This is a genomic window from Peptostreptococcus sp. D1 (assembly GCF_900112955.1).
Lineage (GTDB): Bacteria > Bacillota > Clostridia > Peptostreptococcales > Peptostreptococcaceae > Peptostreptococcus.
This window is the reverse complement of the sequence record NZ_FONP01000007.1, coordinates 40732-62007: the sequence shown is the minus strand read 5'-3', so window position 1 is coordinate 62007 and position 21276 is coordinate 40732. Positions and strand designations below refer to the sequence as shown.

At 32.2% G+C, this 21276-nt stretch carries 22 protein-coding genes and 2 pseudogenes; 22 read left to right on the top strand and 2 right to left on the bottom strand.

All coding sequences use genetic code 11. The features are described from left to right. Window positions 1-25: 25 nt before the first annotated feature. The 10 genes and pseudogenes from BM120_RS06510 to BM120_RS10885 all read left to right on the top strand — a co-directional run bounded on the left by BM120_RS06510 (window position 26) and on the right by BM120_RS10885 (window position 6863). Window positions 26-1693 (top strand): ribonuclease J, encoded by a 1668-nt coding sequence (locus BM120_RS06510; protein WP_278335333.1) that lies wholly within the window; start codon window positions 26-28, stop codon window positions 1691-1693. A gap of 65 nt (window positions 1694-1758) precedes the next feature. Beyond that, the gene (locus tag BM120_RS06505; protein WP_091994268.1) at window positions 1759-2364 is read left to right on the top strand and encodes a site-2 protease family protein; all 606 of its coding nucleotides are present in this window, start codon (window positions 1759-1761) and stop codon (window positions 2362-2364) included. A gap of 21 nt (window positions 2365-2385) precedes the next feature. Continuing rightward, window positions 2386-3105 carry a segregation and condensation protein A gene (locus BM120_RS06500; protein WP_091994266.1) on the top strand — a complete coding sequence of 240 codons (720 nt, stop codon included), beginning with the start codon at window positions 2386-2388 and terminating at the stop codon, window positions 3103-3105. A gap of 389 nt (window positions 3106-3494) precedes the next feature. Further along, window positions 3495-4016: an SMC-Scp complex subunit ScpB gene (scpB, locus tag BM120_RS06495; protein ID WP_091994265.1), complete on the top strand. Its 522-nt coding sequence runs from the start codon at window positions 3495-3497 to the stop codon at window positions 4014-4016. Between the two features lie 434 nt (window positions 4017-4450). Beyond that, entirely contained in the window at window positions 4451-4891 is a 441-nt protein-coding gene (locus BM120_RS06490) for a MarR family winged helix-turn-helix transcriptional regulator (protein WP_091994263.1), read from the top strand. A 399-nt stretch (window positions 4892-5290) separates the two neighbouring features. Further along, a pseudogene (locus tag BM120_RS11115) lies at window positions 5291-5563 on the top strand (DUF4368 domain-containing protein); the annotation flags it as partial. Window positions 5564-5576: 13 nt separating this feature from the next. Beyond that, window positions 5577-5813, top strand: a complete 237-nt coding sequence (locus BM120_RS06480) for a helix-turn-helix transcriptional regulator (protein WP_091994261.1) — start codon at window positions 5577-5579, stop codon at window positions 5811-5813. Between the two features lie 155 nt (window positions 5814-5968). After that, window positions 5969-6277 carry a hypothetical protein gene (locus BM120_RS06475; protein ID WP_091994259.1) on the top strand — a complete coding sequence of 103 codons (309 nt, stop codon included), beginning with the start codon at window positions 5969-5971 and terminating at the stop codon, window positions 6275-6277. Window positions 6278-6288: 11 nt separating this feature from the next. Continuing rightward, complete coding sequence (locus BM120_RS06470; protein WP_091994328.1) at window positions 6289-6615, top strand: hypothetical protein; 327 nt, start codon at window positions 6289-6291, stop codon at window positions 6613-6615. Between the two features lie 101 nt (window positions 6616-6716). Beyond that, a complete protein-coding gene (locus tag BM120_RS10885) occupies window positions 6717-6863 on the top strand; it encodes a hypothetical protein (protein ID WP_177187386.1) in 147 nt (48 codons plus the stop codon). Window positions 6864-7057: 194 nt separating this feature from the next. On the opposite strand, the gene BM120_RS06465 is transcribed toward BM120_RS10885, so the two are convergent. Beyond that, entirely contained in the window at window positions 7058-7813 is a 756-nt protein-coding gene (locus tag BM120_RS06465) for an NAD-dependent protein deacylase (protein WP_091994257.1), read from the bottom strand. Window positions 7814-8120: 307 nt separating this feature from the next. Here BM120_RS06465 and BM120_RS06460 point away from each other — a divergent pair, with 307 nt between their 5' ends. The 7 genes from BM120_RS06460 to gltX all read left to right on the top strand — a co-directional run bounded on the left by BM120_RS06460 (window position 8121) and on the right by gltX (window position 16204). Then, window positions 8121-9668 (top strand): SH3 domain-containing protein, encoded by a 1548-nt coding sequence (locus BM120_RS06460; protein WP_091994255.1) that lies wholly within the window; start codon window positions 8121-8123, stop codon window positions 9666-9668. Between the two features lie 169 nt (window positions 9669-9837). Next, entirely contained in the window at window positions 9838-11034 is a 1197-nt protein-coding gene (dltD, locus tag BM120_RS06455; RefSeq protein WP_091994253.1) for a D-alanyl-lipoteichoic acid biosynthesis protein DltD, read from the top strand. Window positions 11035-11090: 56 nt separating this feature from the next. Continuing rightward, entirely contained in the window at window positions 11091-11279 is a 189-nt protein-coding gene (locus tag BM120_RS06450) for a hypothetical protein (RefSeq protein WP_091994251.1), read from the top strand. 123 nt (window positions 11280-11402) lie between these two features. Continuing rightward, a complete protein-coding gene (dltA, locus tag BM120_RS06445; protein ID WP_091994249.1) occupies window positions 11403-12998 on the top strand; it encodes a D-alanine--poly(phosphoribitol) ligase subunit DltA in 1596 nt (531 codons plus the stop codon). Further along, entirely contained in the window at window positions 12999-14153 is a 1155-nt protein-coding gene (dltB, locus tag BM120_RS06440; protein ID WP_091994247.1) for a D-alanyl-lipoteichoic acid biosynthesis protein DltB, read from the top strand. It begins immediately after the preceding gene. Between the two features lie 92 nt (window positions 14154-14245). Then, complete coding sequence (dltC, locus tag BM120_RS06435) at window positions 14246-14524, top strand: D-alanine--poly(phosphoribitol) ligase subunit 2 (protein ID WP_330389395.1); 279 nt, start codon at window positions 14246-14248, stop codon at window positions 14522-14524. A gap of 18 nt (window positions 14525-14542) precedes the next feature. Next, window positions 14543-16204 (top strand): glutamate--tRNA ligase, encoded by a 1662-nt coding sequence (gene gltX / locus BM120_RS06430; RefSeq protein WP_330389394.1) that lies wholly within the window; start codon window positions 14543-14545, stop codon window positions 16202-16204. Between the two features lie 298 nt (window positions 16205-16502). Here the strand turns inward: gltX and nagB are convergent, their stop codons facing one another. After that, window positions 16503-17243 carry a glucosamine-6-phosphate deaminase gene (gene nagB / locus BM120_RS06425; protein WP_091994234.1) on the bottom strand — a complete coding sequence of 247 codons (741 nt, stop codon included), beginning with the start codon at window positions 17241-17243 and terminating at the stop codon, window positions 16503-16505. A gap of 296 nt (window positions 17244-17539) precedes the next feature. On the opposite strand from nagB, the gene BM120_RS06420 reads away from it, so the two are divergent. The 5 genes and pseudogenes from BM120_RS06420 to BM120_RS06405 all read left to right on the top strand — a co-directional run bounded on the left by BM120_RS06420 (window position 17540) and on the right by BM120_RS06405 (window position 21218). Then, window positions 17540-18238 (top strand): N-acetylmannosamine-6-phosphate 2-epimerase, encoded by a 699-nt coding sequence (locus BM120_RS06420; RefSeq protein ID WP_091994232.1) that lies wholly within the window; start codon window positions 17540-17542, stop codon window positions 18236-18238. Between the two features lie 71 nt (window positions 18239-18309). Beyond that, entirely contained in the window at window positions 18310-19230 is a 921-nt protein-coding gene (locus tag BM120_RS06415) for a dihydrodipicolinate synthase family protein (RefSeq protein ID WP_091994230.1), read from the top strand. A 13-nt stretch (window positions 19231-19243) separates the two neighbouring features. Next, window positions 19244-19378, top strand: coding sequence for a hypothetical protein (locus tag BM120_RS11300; RefSeq protein ID WP_330389393.1), 135 nt, complete (start codon window positions 19244-19246; stop codon window positions 19376-19378). Between the two features lie 12 nt (window positions 19379-19390). Continuing rightward, window positions 19391-20755: pseudogene (locus BM120_RS06410) on the top strand (sodium:solute symporter family transporter); the annotation flags it as partial. Between the two features lie 13 nt (window positions 20756-20768). Next, window positions 20769-21218: a NanQ anomerase/TabA/YiaL family protein gene (locus BM120_RS06405; protein WP_091994228.1), complete on the top strand. Its 450-nt coding sequence runs from the start codon at window positions 20769-20771 to the stop codon at window positions 21216-21218. Window positions 21219-21276 lie beyond the last annotated feature (58 nt).

The following is a 21276-nucleotide window of genomic DNA, read 5'->3' as shown; positions in this document are numbered from 1 at the left end:
TAAAAATAAAAAAAGGAGAGTTAATTTGGCAAAGAATAATGAAAAAATAAAAGTTATACCACTAGGGGGTCTTAACGAGATTGGGAAAAATATGACCGTTATAGAGTATAAGGACGAGATTATAGTAATTGACGCTGGATTAAGTTTTCCAGAGGACGAGCTTCTGGGAATCGATATTGTCATTCCAGACGTTTCTTACTTGGTAAAAAATGCTGATAAAGTGAAGGGCATTTTTATTACACATGGTCATGAGGACCATATTGGGGCAATGCCTTATTTATTGAAGAAATTGAACGTACCAGTGTATGGGTCTGCATTGAGCATTGAGCTGATACGTGTAAAATTGAAGGATCATAGGGTAAATAACGCAAAATTGAATATTGTAGGTTCAAGAGATCAAGTGAAGCTAAAACATATGAGTGTAGAATTTATTCGTGTAAATCACAGTATTCCAGATGCGTACTCAATCGCTGTTCATACAAATCAAGGTGTAATTTATCATACGGGAGATTTTAAGATTGATTTGACACCGATAGATGGTGGGCTTATGGATATTCATAGGATATGTCAGATAAGTGATGAGGAAGGTATACTTTTGATGATGGCTGATAGTACGAATGCAGATAAGCCAGGCAGTACAATGTCGGAGAAAAGTGTCGGAGCAGGCTTGGAAACTTTGTTTAAAAAGGCTTCAGATAGTAGAATAATAGTAGCAACATTTGCATCAAATATACATAGGCTACAGCAAATTGCTGATGTTGCAAGGATGTATAACAGAAAGGTTGCAGTTTCAGGAAGATCAATGGTAAACATTCTTGGAGTAGCAAAGGAATTAGGATATTTAGAGACAGACGAACACATTATTGATCTAAATGACATTCACAAATATAAGGATAATGAGCTAGTAATCATCACGACAGGCTCTCAAGGTGAGCCGATGTCTGCATTGGCAAGAATGGCAAATTCTGAACATAAAAAAGTGGAAATAAAAAAAGGAGATTTGGTTATTATTTCAGCCCATCCAATTCCTGGAAATGAAAAGACGGTATCAAAGGTAATAAATTTCTTGCTAGAAAAAGGGGCTGATGTAGTTTCGAGTGATATAGCAGATATTCATGTTTCCGGTCATGCAAGAAGAGATGAATTGAAATTAATGCAGGCATTTGCAAAACCAAAGTTTTTTCTACCAGTTCATGGTGAATTCAAAATGCTAAAGAAGCATGCTGAGCTAGCTTGTGAGGTTGGAGTGAGAGAAGAAAATATATTTATTATATCCAATGGTGATGTACTCGAAGTGGATAGAAGAAGTGCAAGGAGAAACGGAAGAGTTCCTTCTGGTAGAATTCTGATAGACGGATTGGGTGTCGGCGATGTAGGAAATATAGTACTTAGAGACCGAAAGCATTTGTCTGAGGATGGCTTGATGACAATTGTTGTAACTCTTTCAAAGGATGATGGAAGAATACTTGCAGGTCCGGATATCATATCAAGAGGATTTGTATATGTGAGAGAATCTGAGGGCTTGATTGAAGGGGCAAAGGATATCGTTCAAGCAGTGTTTGATAATTGTGATACGAAAAAAATTAGAGAATGGGCGTACATCAAAAATACAATTAAGGATGAATTAAAGGAATACTTGTATATTAAGACAAAGAGAAATCCTATGATATTACCAATTTTGATGGAAGTATAATTTAAATGGGGGGATTTCCCCCATTTTCTCTTTTAGTAAAAGTAAAAAACTAGGAGGATGTAATATTGAATTTTGAGTTTTTAAATAGTGTGTCATCATTTTTGACATCAGCATTGGCGATTTTTTTCGCAATATCTATACATGAATTTGGACACGCTTTTGTCGCACATTTAAATGGTGATGATACAGCTAAGAATGCTGGAAGGATGACAATTAATCCATTATCTCATATAGATATTTTTGGGATGATTATGATGTTTGTAGCCAGATTCGGATGGGCAAAGCCAGTTCCAGTGAATCCAAATAACTACAAAAATGAAAAATTTGGAAATATAACTGTTTCATTAGCAGGAATATTTATGAATTTGGCTTCAGCAATATTTTTCGCTACGATTTACAAGTACATTGGAATTTATTCACTAAAAATGGTATGTGAATCGTTGATAGTTTATAATATTGCTTTTGCTTCATTTAATATTTTGCCGATACCACCACTTGACGGATGGAGCTTTATATCTACTTTTCTTCCGGATAGTTTGAATTATAAGCTTTATGAATATACCAGATATTCTTTTATTATATTGATGCTATTGATTATGACAAATGTGCTAAGCTTTGTACTTAGTCCAATATATTCTTTCTTTTCTGGTATTGTTTCAATGTTTTTATAGATATAGTTTTGTGAGGTAGCCATGGATTATAACATACAGACACAAAAATACGAGGGTCCCTTGGATCTTCTACTAGATTTAATTACAAGGAAAAAAATAAATATAAGTGAAATCTCCATTATAGAAATAACAGAACAGTATTTATCGTATGTAGATGAAATGGAAGAGGTTGATTTAGAGCTGACAAGTGATTTTATATCTATGGCTTCAAAATTATTAGAAATAAAATCCAGATACATACTATATGTGAAAAACAGTAGCTCTGAGGAGTCTGATCCAAGAGAAGAGCTTTTTAGACAATTGGAGGAATATCAAAAATACAAGCAGATAACAGAATTATTGATAGACGGTATTGATGAATACGACAAGAGGTACTACAGGAAAATTGAACCTGAAATAGATGAGGATGTATCCTTTGATTTGACAAACATCACAATAGAATTGATAGAAGAGCTGCTTCCCAAAATATTCCCAAAGGAAAAAAAGAAAGAGAATACAAGAGGCAATGAAAAACTAGAAACAATAGTGAAAAAGCCGATTATTCACGTGGAGGAGAAAATACAGAGTATAAGAAAATATCTTGAAGGTAAAAATGGTGTTTATTTTGACAAAATCCTGTTATCTTGTGATAAAGATGAAAAAATAGCAAATTTTTTAGCTATACTTGAATTGATAAAGCTAAAGGAAATAGTAATAATTCAAGACAAATTTCTGGGTAAAATATTGATAAAGAAAAGCTAGCTGGGGAATATCAGCCTAAAGATTTTTTAGAGGCTGATATTTCTTGCTTAAAAAAATAGAAAATAAAAAATAATGTAAAAATTGATGTGTTTCCTATAATACATTCTATAAACCATATTTTTTATCAAAATATTGTACAATAATTTTAATTTCGATACATTTTTTTATAAAAATAAATAGATTTTATCAAATATGATGATTAAATATAGGAAAAATATATTAATAACATTCATTTTTTGAGTTTTTATGGTATACAATATAGAAAAAATATAATATAATAATAATGTATGGAATGAACAAAATAGGGAATAATCTGATATATAGATTGTTCGTTTGATATGATGATAAAAAATTTGTATCAATTATTTTGTTGATAAAGAGGTGTTTTTTTGAGAAGAATTGATATAAAAAATATAATTGAAGCCATACTGTTTTCTAGCACAGAGCCAGTTGGCATTGAACAACTAAATATTGCGATTAACGAGGAGCTTTCTCCAAAGGAAATCGAAAAAATGTTAAACATTCTAATTGACGAGTACAAGGACAACAATAGGGGTATTCAAATTATTAAGGTAAATGACAAATATCAGATGTGTTCAAATGAGGAGTTTTCGGACTATATAAAAAATGTAGTTGGTAATCCGAGGAGAAGATATCTCAGTCAAGCTACACTAGAAGCATTGATTATTATTGCCTACAAACAGCCTATTACGAAAAATGAATTGGAAAATATAAGAGGTGTGAAATGCGACAAGGTGCTGAAAACATTGACTGACAGCGAATTGATATTTGAGGCAGGGAGACTTAACAAAACGGGGAAACCGATAATTTACAGAACAACAGATGAATTTTTAAAGCTATTACAAATAGATTCTCTTGAAAAGCTACCTAGTATATCTACTCAGCTTTAAGAAGCTATGCTATAAAGCCTTGAGCTTTATCCTGCAAGATAGGTAATAATTTATTTCATTTATGTAAAGAAATAAAATTTTAGAGCTGCAAATAAAATGGTTTGTTAAATAGACTGTATGAATTTATTATTTGTAAAAACAATAAAGGTTTAGTCTTAAAATAATAGTCCTGCGTAAAATATTATTGTATTGATTTTATCTTAGTAAAAGATATATAAAATACTTAAAAATAAAAGAGGAAGAAAATTAATATTGATTTTTCAATGATATTACGAATATGAAAAATTTATGTATTTTTTTTACTAATCTAATTTTTTTGTAGAATTATTGTTAAAATGTGTTATAATAAACATTATATTAATTTAATGTTATTTAATTATTTTATATCAAATTAAGTATTTTGCGAGGACTGTCGCATACAAGGGGGGAAAATTATGGAAGATAAAGATTTGGCACTTCTTCTGTTAGAAAATTTTAATGTGTTTGATAATTTGATTAAGAGTATTACTGGTACTGGTACGAAAAAAGTACAGAAGTTTACTTCAAAGCAATTTTTCACATTGGAGCAATTAAAAAAATATGAAAAAATTGAATTGAAAAATCTAAGTAAAGATTTATATGTATCGACTTCAAGCTTATGCATACTTTTAAACAAACTTGTTGATTCTGGGTATGTATTTAGGGAAGACGATCCTAAAGACAGAAGAAATACTTTCTATGGAATTACAGAAAGTGGTAAAGAAGTTCTTAAAGAGGAAGAAGAAAGAATTTCTGCAATACTTGTAGGCAATATGTCTGGTTTTGATGACAAATTCAAAAAGAATGTCGAAAAAAGTCTTGATGTATTGATTAAAGCTGCTGAAAAGCTGTATTAATTTTTTGCAGCTGAGCATTGTTTGGGGATTGAAAAAGAGTAAAAAGAAATAAAATTAAAAGTTACAGAAAATTAATTAAAAAAAATCAACAATTTACAAAAATGGTACACAGTGTAAAATATGCTTGTGCCTGGGGAAAACAGTTTAAAATTTATACAATAAGAAGCATCTACTGACAGATAATTTCGATAGACGTTTCTTATTGTATTTTTTTATTATTTTACTATTTTTTTATTCTATTTTTTGATTTTATTTAAATTCCAAGTTTTTCGTTCTAAAAGGATTGACCTCATAAAGACAGAGAAAATAATAAAACACTATACCGATGATGGAGTAATCGGGACAACCTCCCATCCATTTACAGGACTTTTAATTTGTTCAGATTGTGGAGGAAAGCTAAGCTATTATCAAAGAAAGGTTGACACCGATAAATTCTTAAAAATGATAGAAAAATATACAGATATTGAAGAATTGACAGTCCCGATGATAAATGAGTATATAGAAAAAGCTGTAGTCCATGAAGCAACAGGAGGAAGAAAAGGAAAAGACAGAAAACAACAAGTCTATGTGTGCTTTAACTTTATAGGCAACTGTCAAGTACTACATAATAAAAAAGCAATAAATACTTGTAATTATATTGCTGAAGAGGTATACTTTAAAAAAACGAAATGAGAGTGTTTATGATATGAAAAATAGAATTAAAGAAATACGGAAAGAGAAAAAAATAACGCAGCAAGAATTGGTTGATGGTTTAGATATAACAAGACAGTATATAAGCCTGATAGAAAAAAATGGAGAGTCAGAACCACCATCATTGAAGGTAGCAAATAGCATAGATACAAAATTAGGAGTATGTATTTATCAAGTGTTTGATTTGGATGGTAAAGAAACATATAAGTGTCAGTACTGTAATTGTAATTAGCAACAGTTAAGTTGTTTGATAGTAATATTTGATTAAGAGTGGTGGTATTTATGAACGACAGCAATCCTCAGAGGTATAAAAACGGAGATTGAAAAAATTCAGTCATTAAAGTGTGTAATTAAGTAAAATATTTGAAGAAGGAGGCTTAAAATAGAATGAAAGAAAGCTTGAAAAAAATAACAGCCACATTTCTAGCTCTTGTGCTTTGTTTAGGAATAGGTGCTAATTTAGTATATGCAAATGAAACTTTTGATTCAACGAATATCGAAATTGTTGGTTTATCAACGAAACAGGAACCGATAGAACTAAGGAGTATTGGAACAAAGAGGGGAAAAACGGCGATAAAATGGGCGTTGCGTCATAGTGATGATTTAGTATGGCAAACTGTACAAGATCAATTAACTCATATAGTTGGAAGACAAGCTGCAATTTGGATTCGTATGGATCTAGAGTGGATGTTGTAAAGGGATTGCATATGGCTGGATTAATGAAAGATAATTTTAAAGAAGAAGTATTAACAGAGCTATCTTGGATTATGAATGCAATAGATGATATAAGTTCAAAGTATGGAATAGAAACATATGAAATAATGCTTATAAAATATCGAGTGCAACCTGAAGAAGAAAAAGCTATAGATAAATTTTTTACATTTCATCTAAAAGAGCTAGATAGTATTACGGATGAAGAGCTTCAAAAAGAAATCGAAAGAAATTATTTTCAAGTAACAAAGAAAAAATGGTCTGTATCAATTGAAGTAGTTAAAAAATTAATCCAGTTGAAGCGAGATCAATTAGGAGTATAGTAAAAATAATAGTATATACTATTTTAGTTAAAAAACAGTAAATCAAAAAAGGTTTACTGTTTTTTTTATTGCTCAAAATTAGAAAGAGAGGAAAACAGAAAATGAAAAATATAGATGAAAAAATCTTAATGTCAGAAGAAGAAATCAAGCAGTTACAAAACAAAATAAAAAAATTAATCAGTCAGCAGAAACAGGAAGAAAGAAAAAAGCGACTATCACAGATAAAACGGAATGAGTTAGATCTATAAAAGGTGCCTTAATATGGTATGAATAAAATACTAAAGCTAATCAAGAAAGAAATAGAGAAGATATAAATTTGTCAAAGAAACTTTGTTTGTGTCCTTGACAAATCTTCCCAAAGGCATATGTATAATAGCACAAATTCAATAATTATTGTAATGAATGCCAAATGATTATTGCAATGAATACCAGTATAGGTTAATTACAATTCATTTACGATTTCCGATAAAATTTTTCCTATTGAAGCATTTATTATAAGACTTGCCATTGAATCCATATTTGTAGAGCTTTTATTTATTAGAACCAATTCTCTACCCTTAAAATAATTCAAAAAACCTGCAGCAGGATAGACTACGAGTGACGTTCCACCGACAATTAAAGCATCAGCCTGTGATATCATTTTTATCGAGTCGGCAATAACCCTGTCATCAAGTGATTCTTCATATAATACTACATCAGGCTTTACTGTATTTCCACAAACGGAGCATTTGGGAGTAGTACCTTCAAGTGCTAAAAATTCCTCCAAGGAATACTTTGATCTGCAAAATGTACATGTATTGGAGTGAACACTACCATGAAGCTCAAATACATTTTTACTTCCAGCTAGCTGATGCAGTCCATCAATATTTTGAGTTATTATTGCCTTTAGTTTACCGATTTTTTCTAGCTTTGCCAAAGCATGATGTGCTAGATTTGGTCTAGCATCCTTAAAAATCAAATTCTTTTTATAAAAATCAAAAAAGTCGTCTGGATATCTTTCGAAGTATGTTCTTGAAACTAGCTGTTCTGGTGTAAAATGCTTATTTAAGGATTTGTTGAAAAGTCCATTTGAGCTCCTAAAATCCGGAATATTTGATTCTGTTGATACGCCAGCACCTCCGAAGAAAACAATATTATCGCTATCCACGATAATTCTCTTTAATTTCGCTATCTTGTCTTTTTCAATTGTGTTTACCATATTAGAAATCCTCCTCTTTATCATATAAAAAATACTTCTATAGTTTATTACATAATAGTAAATTTATTGTGATATTGTAAATTAGCTGTATAAGTTTTTAAAAATTTTATTCAAAAATATCAAATAGAATTAAATGCTTTATCTTATATTAATAGAATAACATAATATAAGATATCATTCAAATAAAGCAGTAGTATTATAGAAGAAAAAATATGTTACTTGTTTGTAACTTATTACATTTAATGTTTACAAAATTGTAAAGGTTTGATATACTGTAATAAGTAGTAATCGAAAGGAGATGAATTTTTTGAAAAGTAAATTGGCGATGTCGGCTTTGGCGTTATTACCATTTGTAGGTGCTACAGCCATAGCTTCAGGACAAACTGGCGTGATAAATTTTGAATTTGTAAATATAAGAGTTAATCCTAGTATAAATAACAGTGTAAAATTTGTGTTAAAAAAAGGTGATAAAGTAGAGATATTATCTGAAAAGGATGGTTGGTATAATATAAAATCAGGAAATAAAGATGGTTGGGTAGCAAAGAATGCTGTGACACTAGATATGAAAGAGATCTCTAATGTCAAGACTTCTCCTCAGCAAACGACTAAATATAAGGAAGTAGCTAATGACCTATTGAATATGAGAAGTGGAGCAAGTACAAATAGTAGCATCTTGGCTGTGCTTCACAAGGGAGATAAGCTAAAGGTTATTGCTGAAGCAGTTGGTTGGACAAGAGTTGAGTTTAATGGACAAGTGGGCTTTGTTTCATCTAGGCTAGTGAAAGACGTTGGTACGACAGCTGTGAGTCTAAGCGGTGAATCAAATTCATCCTATGCTGTAAAGCGTGTTATTTCAAATAAATTGAATATGAGAAAATCCTCTGAAATAACTAGTGAAAGAGTAAAGACATTAAATAGAGGTCAGCTGGTAAATTTCGTATCAGAGAGGAATGGATGGGCAAAGATTAGTGTTGATGGTGTGACAGGATATGTATCTTCATATTATCTTGAGGATACTGGAGAAAGAGCTAATGATGTAATCGAATCAGCGGAAGATGTTTCAGCTGATTTTGGCAATACGAGTGTTGAGGTTGTCGATGACAATAATATAAAAGAAAATACAACACCATCTGTGGCAGGTGGTATTAGCTATAAAAATATGGGGATGTCTTTGAGTAGTCATGTCAATTTACAGACTTCAAAGGCGCTCAATTTAAATGGCTCTAGTGGCTGGAGAAAAGCAAGTGCTGAGGAATTGACTTATTATATGAATCCACAAAATCATACTAGCTACTCGGGAATGATGCAGTTTTTGGCATTAGATTCATACAGTAATGATTTGACGGTTGACCAGCTTAATTCATATTTAAATAAGTATTGTAAGAGTGGAAATGTATTCCATAATCAGGGACAGGCCTTTATAAATGCCGCTAAAAAGAACAATATTAATGTGCTTTATCTTGTTGCTCATTCAATGCTAGAGACGGGATATGGTACGTCAAAGCTTGCATCAGGTGTTCAGTATAATGGTAAAACTGTATATAATTTTTTTGGAATAGGTGCAGTTGATGGAAATGCACTTGCTGGAGGATCGGCAACTGCATACAAAAATGGTTGGACAAGTGTTGCGGCAGGTATAGATGGTGCGGCTACATGGATATCACAGAGATATATTCACAATTCACAATACAATCAAAATACATTGTATGAGATGAAATGGTCTATAGGATTCACTTGGCATCAGTATGCTAGTGATATTTCATGGCCAAAAGCAATCGGCAATAAAATGGCAGATATTGGAAAATATTCAAGTAATTTAGGCGCTCTAAGATATATAATTCCGCAGTATAATTAATATTTTGTTATATTTAATATAAAAAGTTCGAACATTCGTATTTTGTAAGATGTGTTCGAGCTTTTTTATGCTGTTTTTTAGACTGTAATATCGGTTAATCTAGAAATAGTTAAGCTTTTTTTGATATTATGTAATATCTATAATTTTGTGTAATATTTGGTGGGGGTTTATGAAGAAATTAAAATATATTGTTGTTCCAATTGTCATAGGTGTAATATTTGCATTTTCTCTAAATTGGTTTTTAGAAAAAGAGGTTGTGAGAATGCTGTCAAATAACGATTTGAATCCGATGCTGTTCAATGCAGATAGTGTTGTAAAGAATAAAGGCTACTTTGCAAATAATTTTTTGAGTAATAAGGATAATATTTTAATGTTTGGTTCCTCTGAGCTGAGTCATTCAACTCGCCAGCATCCTGATTATTATTTTAATGCTGGAAAAATAAAGAATGGAATTGTTACAATAGGAAAGGCGTACACACAAGATTTACAGCATGCAACGGTACTTGGGAGCTTGGATAATCCAAGTAAAAAGATAGTTCTTCTTTTATCGATGCAGTGGTTTATGGATAAAGGTGGAGTAACAGATAGCCATTTTCAAGGGAGATTTTCACCTGTTCAGTTCTATAGATTTATGGACAACAAAAAAATAAGCAATGAAACAAAAATACTTTATGCGAAAAGAGTTACTACGTTATTGAAATCAAGTAGTGAATTTCAATCAGAGAGACAGTATGCACTTGACTATATTAAAAAACATAATAATATAGTTTTTGAACCGTATTATAATTTTAAGAAATTTATGGTCAATTTAAAAGACAAGGGTCTGCTATATAAGGAGCTGTTGATGACTTCTCAAAAAAATAAACATTCCTTAACAAGAAAATATTTCGATTGGAAGCTTGAGCGTAGGAAAGCATATTACGATGCGATAAAAAGAGTTGGAAAAAAAGATCATCTACTTGGTGGAAAGAGACTTTATATTGACAAGGTGTATTACAAAAAAAATATATTTGGAAAGGATAAGTTTTTTTTGAACAAGTATAAAGCTGTTGATTTGACAAAATCAGTTGAATATGAGGATCTTGATATATTTTTAAAGACCTGTAGAGATTTGAAAATAAAGCCGATAGTAATATTGACTCCTTCCATGGATGAATTTTATTCTTATACAGGAATTACGACCGAAAAAAGGGAAGCATACTATGCAAAGGTACGAGCTATAAGCAAAGATTATGATATATCGCTGATGGATTTGACACAGTATGATAAATCTAAGTTTTATCTTCGTGACGTAATGCATATTGGCACCTTGGGATGGGTTGATATCTGCGAAAGATTATACAATGCTTTTGAGGGGAAAAATTAGCCCCTAATAATTAGAGAATGTATGTGAATAATATATTGACTTAATGAGGTGAAAAAATGGATGATATAAAAAAAGCTGTGATTAAGAGTAGTAAAATATCTTTTTATAGACGTTTTATGAATAATATAAAACTAAACAGGGATACAAAGCTTTCAATAACTATTTCAATAGCTATTATTTTATGTATATTGGCTTATGCATTTTTGCCTTTTAATGAAATGTCATTTATTTACAATGAATTTTAGAATAAAGCTTGAGCTTTTATGCATATTAGTATAAAGCTATCCATGACATTTTTATAAAAATATATGAGTTATTAGTAGCAATAGTGTAAAATGATTTATTAATGATAAAGAGAGGGATTTTTTATGTTAAATATTGTTGAGGGCGTAAGGCGATATTCAAAGACTGATAGATTGGCAGTAATTTGTGGTAAGGAATCAATTAGTTATGCTGAAGTGGAAAAATATTCTAACATTTTGGGGAATTATTTGATAGAGAAATTTAATTCGGATGTACCGACGGTTATATATGGCAACAAGGATGTCATGATATTAGTTGCAATGATAGGTTCTTTGAAAGCTGGGAAGGCATATGTTCCAATTGATACGAGCTCGCCTGCACAGAGAATGAAGGACATTATTGAAACAGTTCAGCCAGAGGTTATTTTTAATCTTTCTGACAAAGAAATTTTGTTAGACAGCTCTGTTTATAATAGTGTAGATATTGTTGATAAAGCTACATTGATGAATTTGATGACGGAAAAGAGCAATGCCTATGATTTTGAAGTCAGTCGTGAAAAATGGGTAGATAATGATGAAAACTCATATATATTATTTACTTCAGGAACTACAGGTAAACCAAAAGGTGTGCAAATCAGTACATATAATTTGGATAGCTTTTCTGAGTGGATTTCGCCTGTTCTAGGTATAGATGGAAGTGAGATGGTGGTTTTAGATCAACCATCATATTCCTTTGATTTGAGTGTTTCGACTTTGTATCCTGGAATAATTTTTGGTGCAACCTTGTTTTCAATTCCAAATAGCTTGATTTTGGATTTCAAGAAATTATATGCTGAGCTAAAAAAATCAAATATTAAGGTGTGGGTTTCAACACCTTCTTTTGCAAATATGTGCTTGAATGATGAAACTTTTTCACAGGAGCTATTACCTGAATTGGAAACGATGCTATTTATAGGAGAGGTATTGCCTGTACCTGTTGCCAAAGAATTGCTTGATAGATTTCCAGGGATAAAGCTAATAAATGGATATGGTCCAACTGAAGCCACTGTAGGAATTAGTCAGGTTTCTATAAATAGAAAGCATATCGATGCAAATAAAAGCCTGCCAGTTGGAATTCCTATGCCAAACAGCATTATCAAAATAGTAAATGATGAAATGAAGGAAGCTCCAAAAGGAGAAAAGGGAGAAATTGTAATAGTTGGTCCTTCCGTATCAAAGGGATATTACAAAAATTCAGAAATAACTAATAAAAGCTTTTACGTTGAGGCTGAGAGTATATTCAAAGCAAAGAGCCCAGCTTCGGCACTAGATGAAAAGTTAAGGCTAAGGGCATATAAAACTGGAGATCTTGGAGCTATAGATGATGATGGAAATATCAGGTTTTTTGGAAGAAAAGATTTTCAGATTAAATTAAATGGATATAGAATTGAAATTGAAGATATAGAAAACAATCTAAGAAAAATAAATGAGATTTCAAGTGCTGTAGTTCTTCCAATAAGTAAGGACGGCGAGGTTTCTTATTTAAAGGCAATTGTAGTGTTAAAAAAAGGAATAAAGGAAAGTAAGCTGAAGAAAACTGTAGAAATCAAGCGTGAATTATCAAAGCTGATACCAAAATATATGGTGCCTAGATCCTTTGATTTTATTGATGAAATGCCCTTGAACACGAACGGAAAAATAGATAGAAAGAAGCTATATTTATATATAGCTGAGGAGGCATAGATGACTATTTCACAGTATGAAGATTATTTTTATATTTATATCCTTCTTCTGATTTCTGTGCCTGCTATTATATTGGGCATAAAGCAAATAAAAATCAAGTATTATGCTTTTTTTGCGACTATTTTTATGGTTATCCTTACTATAGGCATGGAGAATCAAATGCTTACCATTGGAGTTTTTCTTCTTTGGGAGATGGTATTGATTAAGATATACTTAAAGGCTAATGATAAAAATAAAAAATGGAGATTTAGGCTGTTTGTTTTATTATCGCTTTTACCACTTATTTTCAATAAGATATCTGGCTTTACGGCTCTTGGAATTATTGGATTCGTGGGAATATCGTATATGTCCTTTAAGACAGTTCAGATAATAATAGATATATATGATGGAAATATTGATGAAATAAAGCTCACAGATACTCTATACTTTGTTTTGTTTTTTCCAACCTTAAGCTCTGGACCGATAGATAGGTATAGAAAATTTATTGATGAGATCAATGCTGAAATCCCAAGGGATGTATATATTAATGATTACCTGCTGGTCGGTGCTAAGAAAATGGTCGTAGGATTGGCATATAAGTTTTTCTTTGCATCTCTTATTTACATAGCTTGGTTAAAGGAAATTCCAAATGATGGCAGTATTTTTAGCTTGGTTCAGTATATGTATTGCTACACACTTTACCTATTTTTTGATTTTGCAGGGTATAGTAATATGGCTATCGGAACAGGCTATTTATTTGGTGTAAAGGTTCCAGAAAACTTCGATAAGCCATTTGTGAGTAAAGACATGAAGGAGTTTTGGACTAGATGGCATATAAGCCTGTCTAGGTGGTTTGGAGATTACATATTTTCTAGATTTGTACTAAACACACTAAAAAATAAGAAGTACAGAAAAAAGAAAAAAAATGTTTATAGAATTGGTCAAATGATAACTATGACTACTATGGGAATTTGGCATGGCTTGACATGGTACTATATTGCCTATGGTGTATATCAAGGTATTGCATTGGCGTTAACAGACGATTATTTGGCGAGCAAGCTTCATAAAAAGCACGCAAAAAATAAGCACTATCAGCTTTTACAGATTTTTGTAACCTTCCATATTATTTGCTTCGGAATGCTTATTTTTTCTGGTTATCTGAATAATTATATTTAAAATATGCTTATATTGATATATAATATAGCTAGTGTTTAAAATTTTTTAATAAGCTAGTGAAGTAATGGACCTTACAAAGTCAATTGCTGATTTTGTGTTTAAAAGTTATTAATGGATTTGAAAGGATTATAAGAATGGATATTAAAGCAGGTGTGATAGAAATATTTGAGGAAGTTCTTGATACAGATGAGATAAGAGAAAATCAAGATTTAGATTTATTTGAAAATGAGTTACTTGATTCGCTGGCAATCATTGAGGTCTTGCTGGCAATTGAAGATAAGTTCGATTTATCTCTTCAACCAACTGATTTGGAAAGAGACGATATGAGCTCTGTAAACAAGTTAACTGATTTTCTTGAAAGAAAATTATAATATATGTTGGGAGGAAGTGTGTTTACACAGAAATGTATGAGTAGAGAATTAGCAGAATTATTATTTCCAAACGTAGATAAGACGTTAGAATATTATGAAGAAAAATTTCCAGAAAGAAAATTTGAAAAAAAATCAAAAATCACAAGACTAGGACCAAGTCCAACTGGATTTATTCATTTAGGTAACCTGTATGGCGCTTTGGTAGATGAAAGAATGGCACATTTATCTGATGGTATAATGCTGCTTAGAATTGAGGATACTGATGACAAAAGGCGTGTAGAGGGTTCTGAAGAGCTTATTATCAACTCGTTAAAATTCTTTGGTATTGAATTTGACGAAGGTGTGTCACTATATGGAGAGGTTGGAGCATATGGTCCATACAGACAAAGCGAAAGAAAAGAAATATATCAGACTGCAGCAAAGTTTCTGACTGAAAAGGGAATGGCGTATCCTTCATTCGTTTCTGAAGAAGAAATGGAAGCTATTAGAAATCAACAAGAAAAAGAAGGTGTGAATACCGGATATTATGGAAAATGGGCTACAGATAGAGCTTTGTCCTTTGAAGCTATAAAATCAAATATTGAAGCTGGTAAACCATGGACTTTAAGACTTAAAGCTTCGGGTAATCCTGAAATAGCTATGAAATTTATTGACGGAATCAGAGGGGAAATTACTGTTAGACAAAATAACCTAGATGTGGTTATCCTAAAACAAAACGGTATACCTACATATCATTTTGCTCATGTCGTTGATGACCATTTCATGAGAATAACTGATGTAGTAAGAGGAGAAGAGTGGCTTTCTACACTTCCGATACATCTTGAATTGTTTCACGTAATGGGGTGGAGAAGACCAAATTACAACCACACTGCTCATTTGATGAAATCAGAGAATGGTAAAAAGAGAAAGCTGTCAAAGAGAAAGGACCCTGAGCTATCACTTGAATACTATATGAGAGATGGTTATTTCCCTGAGGCAGTAACAGAATACCTGATGACGCTGATGAACTCGAATTATGAGGAGTGGAGAATGAAGAATCCAGAAAAATCGTTTAAGGAATTTTCTTTTAAGACAAAGAATATGAGCTCTTCTGGAGCATTATTTGATTTAAATAAATTGAATGATATATCTAAGGATGTATTAATTAGGCTTTCTGTAGAAGATATAATGGATTTCATGTTATCCTGGTCTGAAAAATTTGACAAAAACGCAAATTCGCTACTGAATAAATACAAGGATGATTTAATTAAGCTCTTATCGATTGGTAGAGATGGTAAAAAGCCTAGAAAAGATTTAGTAAATTGTACTCAAATAATGCAATTTGTTTCATACTATTTTGATGAAGGCTTTGAATATGTAGATAAAATGCCAGAAAGAGTATCAAACGATGATGCAAAGGCTATTTTAGAGCAGTATTTGGAAGCATATGATCATTCTGATAGTAATGAACAGTGGTTTGAAAAGGTGAAAATTATCACTGATGGAAACGGATTTACTTCAAACAATAAGGAATTTAAGAAAAATCCTGAAGCATACAAGGGGAATATCACAGATGTTTCCACTGCGATAAGAGTTGCAGTTGTTGGAAGACAACAATCACCAGACCTTTGGAGTATTCAACAGATAATGGGTGAGGAAAAAGTAAAAAATAGAATATCTGATTATTTAAAGCAGATTTAGCGGATTTTAAATTATTTAAGTTTTTATTCTACAGTATCAAATCAACCTTGAATTGGTACTGTAGTTTTTTGTTGAAATATTCTAAACAATATGATAATATGAAAATATATATTTTTTCATATTGGAAATGGGGGGTGTTGTGAAACTAAAATTCTATGCTACAGTCAAATTGATATATGCTTTGAAGCTGTAGCATAGAAGCTTATTATCGACAAATAGAATTAATTATCGGTAAACAGAAACTAATTATAACTAAATAGACACTTTATTTTTGAATCGGTCAAAAATTAAATTAAAGCTAATATATAGTTTTTGACCATTTTGATAATGCAGCCTTGTCAGCAACTACAATAACATCATTGTGTAGCTGAAGTATACTAGCTGGAAGCTCTGGTGTAATTGGACCATTTAATGCTCTATCCAAAATTTCAGCCTTGTCTTTACCTGACACTATAAGAACTATCTTTTTTGCCTGCATGATTGATTTGATTCCCATAGTATAGGCCTGCTTTGGTACCTGAGCTTCTGATTCAAAAAATCTTCTGTTGGCTTCTATAGTCGTTTGTGCAAGACTTACACAATGAGTTTCTTTCTCAAACTGTTCTCCAGGTTCATTAAATCCTATATGTCCATTATGTCCAAGTCCAAGTAATTGTAGGTCGACACCACCTGAATTTTTTATTATTTCATTGTATTTCTTTGTAGCTATTTCGCTGTCCATCTCAAGCCCATCTGGTACAAATGTCCTTTTCTTGTCTATGTTTATATGGTCAAAAAAGCTTGTATTCATAAAGAAACGATAGCTTTGCTCGTTTTCTGGAGACAATCCCTTATATTCATCAAGATTTATTGTAGTCACATGGGAAAAATCTATGTCTCCCTTATTGTACCATTCTATAAGCTGTTTGTATGTGCCAAGTGGCGAGGAGCCAGTGGCAAGTCCTAGAACACAGCTTGGCTTCATTATTACCTGTGCTGAAATAATATTTGCAGCCTTTCTACTCATATCCTTATAATCTTCGGCTTTATAAATAATCATAAATATATCCTCCATATTAACAGTTTAATTTTTCAATTTAAATTTTGTAAGAATCCACTTAAAAATCTAATTCCTTATTATTAGTATAAATGAGAAAATAATATTTTCAAGGATAAAGAGAATAATTGAAATAACTTTCAAAAATATAGTTAATTCATCTGGGAAAATGGGAAAATGATATCATACTTATCAATAAATTGAAATATATTTCAGAATTTAAAATATATATTGAAATATAATTTACACTGATATATACTTAGTGGCATGATAATAAGAAATAAAAAAGGAGGTTGAGCATGACTGATTTGAGTAAGATAGAGTCTATAGAAGGTAAGCTAATAGTATCCTGTCAGGCGTTGGAAAACGAGCCACTTCATTCTTCTTTTATTATGGGTAGAATGGCATTAGCTGCAAAGGAAGGCGGTGCAGTCGGTATTAGAGCCAATACAAGAGAAGATATTGAAGAGATTCAAAAGCAGGTAGATTTGCCGATTATTGGCATCGTAAAGAAAGATTACAAAGGATCAAAGGTGTACATTACTCCAACTATGTCTGAGGTTGACGATTTAATGAAGGTCAGACCTGAGATAATTGCGATGGATGCCACTAGCGACCTTAGACCCGATAATATGAGTCTGGATGATTTTTTCAGAGAAGTAAAGGCAAAGTATCCAGATCAACTATTTATGGCTGACTGCTCTACAGTTGAAGAGGCAATACATGCTGACGAGCTTGGGTTTGATTTTATTGGAACAACAATGGTAGGCTATACAGAACAGTCAAAAGGAGATAGGATTGAAGAAAATGATTTTGAAATTTTAAGAAAAATTATTGATAAGGTTGAAAATAAGGTAATAGCTGAGGGGAATATCAATACTCCAGAAAAAGCAAAAAGAGTAATTGAGCTTGGAGCATATAGCGTAGTTGTCGGTTCAATAATTACAAGACCACAGCTTATTACAAGAGCTTTTGTCGAAAAGATTGAAGAAAAATAGTGCTTAATTAATAGGCTTTAAATTTGAAATTATTATATAAATTTATTTGTGACATGGAGGAAAACGTAACTATGAAAAGTCTTGAAAGGTACAAAGGAGTAATACCAGCATTTTATGCTTGCTATGATCATGAAGGAAATATCAGTCCTGAAAGAACAAGAGAATTGACGAAATATTTCATAAATAAAGGTGTAAAGGGGCTATATGTAAATGGTTCTTCTGGTGAATGCATTTATCAGAGTGTGGAAGACAAAAAAATAATTCTTGAAAATGTAATGAAGGAAGCAAAAGGCAAGTTAACAATTATCGCTCATGTTGCTTGTAACAATACAAAGGATTCTCAAGAATTGGCGGCACACGCAGAACGTTTGGGTGTAGATGCAATAGCGGCGATACCACCTATCTATTTTAGATTGCCTGAATATGCGATAGCTCAGTATTGGAATGACATATCAGATTCAGCTCCAAGCACTGATTTTGTAATATACAATATACCACAGCTGGCAGGTGTGGCTTTAACAGGAGGTCTATTTGCAGAAATGAGAAAAAATCCGAGAGTAATCGGTGTTAAGAATTCATCAATGCCAGTTCAGGATATTCAAATGTTTAAAAAAGCGGCTGGAGATGATTATATAATATTCAATGGTCCAGATGAACAGTTCATCTCAGGCAGAGTGATAGGTGCTGAAGGTGGAATTGGAGGAACATACGGTGTGATGCCAGATTTATTCTTAAAGATGGATGAGTATGTAAGAGCTGGTAGATTAGATATAGCTAAAGAAATTCAGTATGATGTAAATGAAGTAATATACAAGATGTGCTCTGCTCATGGTAATATGTATGCTGTTATAAAGGCAATACTAAAGATAAATGAAGGTCTTGATGTTGGTGGTGTAAGAAAGCCATTGGCAGCACTTATAGAAGAAGATATGGAAATAGTTGAAGAGGCTGCAAAAATGATAAGAGACGCTAGAGTCAAATACATAGGATAATTGGGAGGTTGCTATGCAAGGTTTTACTAAGATTGATTTAATAATATTAATCGCATATCTATCAGCAGTGTTATTTGCTGGTCTTCATTTCTCTAAGAAGGAGATGAAGGGAAAGGAATATTTCAAGGGAGATGGAACAGTACCTTGATGGGTAACCTCTGTATCTATATTCGCAACGCTACTAAGTCCAATCTCATTTTTATCACTGGCTGGTAACTCGTATGCGGGAACGTGGATCATGTGGTTTGCACAGCTTGGAATGCTAGTCGCAATACCGTTTACAATAAGATTTTTCTTACCTATTTACAGTAAGCTAGGTATAGATACAGCTTACCATTATTTGGAAATAAGATTTAACAGTAAAGGACTAAGAATACTTGGAGCAGTAATGTTCATAATATATCAGGTTGGACGAATGTCTATCATCATGTATTTACCATGTATGGTATTGTCAAAGCTGATGGGTGTAAATGTAAATATTTTAATAATAATCATGGGTGTTATTGCAATTATTTATTCATATACAGGTGGATTAAAGTCAGTATTATGGACTGATTTTATACAAGGGGCAGTTCTCCTTATTGGTGTTACTTTCGGTCTGATTTATCTTATTGCTCATATTAACGGTGGAATGGGAGCTGTTATAGAGCAATTGGCAAATAATCAAAAGTTTTTGGCAGCCGATCAACCATTATTCGATGCCAATATTTTTAGAGATAGCATATTCCTATTGATAATAGGTGCTGGTCTAAATACTATGGGCTCATATGTATCTAGTCAGGATATAGTTCAAAGATTTACAACTACTACGGATACAAAACAGTTAAATAAGATGATGATAGCAAATGGTTGCCTATCTATATTTATTGCTACAGTATTCTACTTGATAGGTACGGGGTTATATGTATTTTATCAGGTACAGGGAAACGTATTACCTCCAGCAGCACAGCAGGATCAAATTTTTGCATCATGGATAGCATTTGAATTACCGGTGGGTGTAACAGGAATACTTCTTGCAGCTATTTACGCAGCAGCTCAGTCTACTCTTTCTACTGGACTAAACTCTGTAGCATCAAGCTGGACATTAGATATACAGGCTCGTATAAACAAGGAGGAATTGAGCTTTGAAAAACAGACAAAGATAGGTCAGAGGGTATCATTGGTAGTTGGAATATTTGCGATTGTGGTTGCAATAGTTCTTGCACAGGGCGGAGTAAAATCTGCATATGAATGGTTTAACGGATTTATGGGTCTAGTCCTTGGAATACTTGTTGGCACATTTATTTTGGGGGCATTCACAAAGGTTGCAAATAAGTTTGGTGCGACGCTTGCATTTATAGCAGCATCATGCGTAATGGTATATATTAAATACTTTGTAGACCCAGCAAAGATTTCATTCTGGTCATATTCAATAATATCAATTGCTGTGTCTTTGGTTGTTGGACTTGTAGCTTCAATAGCTTGGTCTAAGGTTAAGGGAGTAAATGAAGCTCCACTACCAAACACAACTGTATATAGAGACTAGTAGGGGGTAAAATATGATATTTGGGAATATAAAAGATTTAGGAGAATATTCTTTTCTTGAATCACAGATAAAAGAGTGCTTCGACTACTATAAAAGAAACGATTTGAAATCCTTTGGAAAGGGCTCATACGAAATTGATGGGAAAAGACTTTTTGTGAATATTGTCGAATATGTGACAACTAGTCCTGATAATAGGTTTTGGGAAGCTCATAAAAACTATCTAGATTTACACCTGATGCTAGATGGCTGTGAACAGATAGACCTAAGCTTTATCGATAATATGAAGCAAGGCGAATTTGTCGACAAGGATGATTTTCTTCCATTAGAGGGGCAAAAAAATTCTTCTGTGGTGTTAAGCGAGGGAGACTTCTTGATATGCTATCCTGCGGACGGACATATGACAGCAATTGCAGTCGATAAACCGCATAAAATAAAAAAAGCAATTTTTAAGATAAAGATATGATTTTGAGTTATAATAAAGAGGCAAGATGCAAATAAGCATATGCCTTTTTGTTATTTTC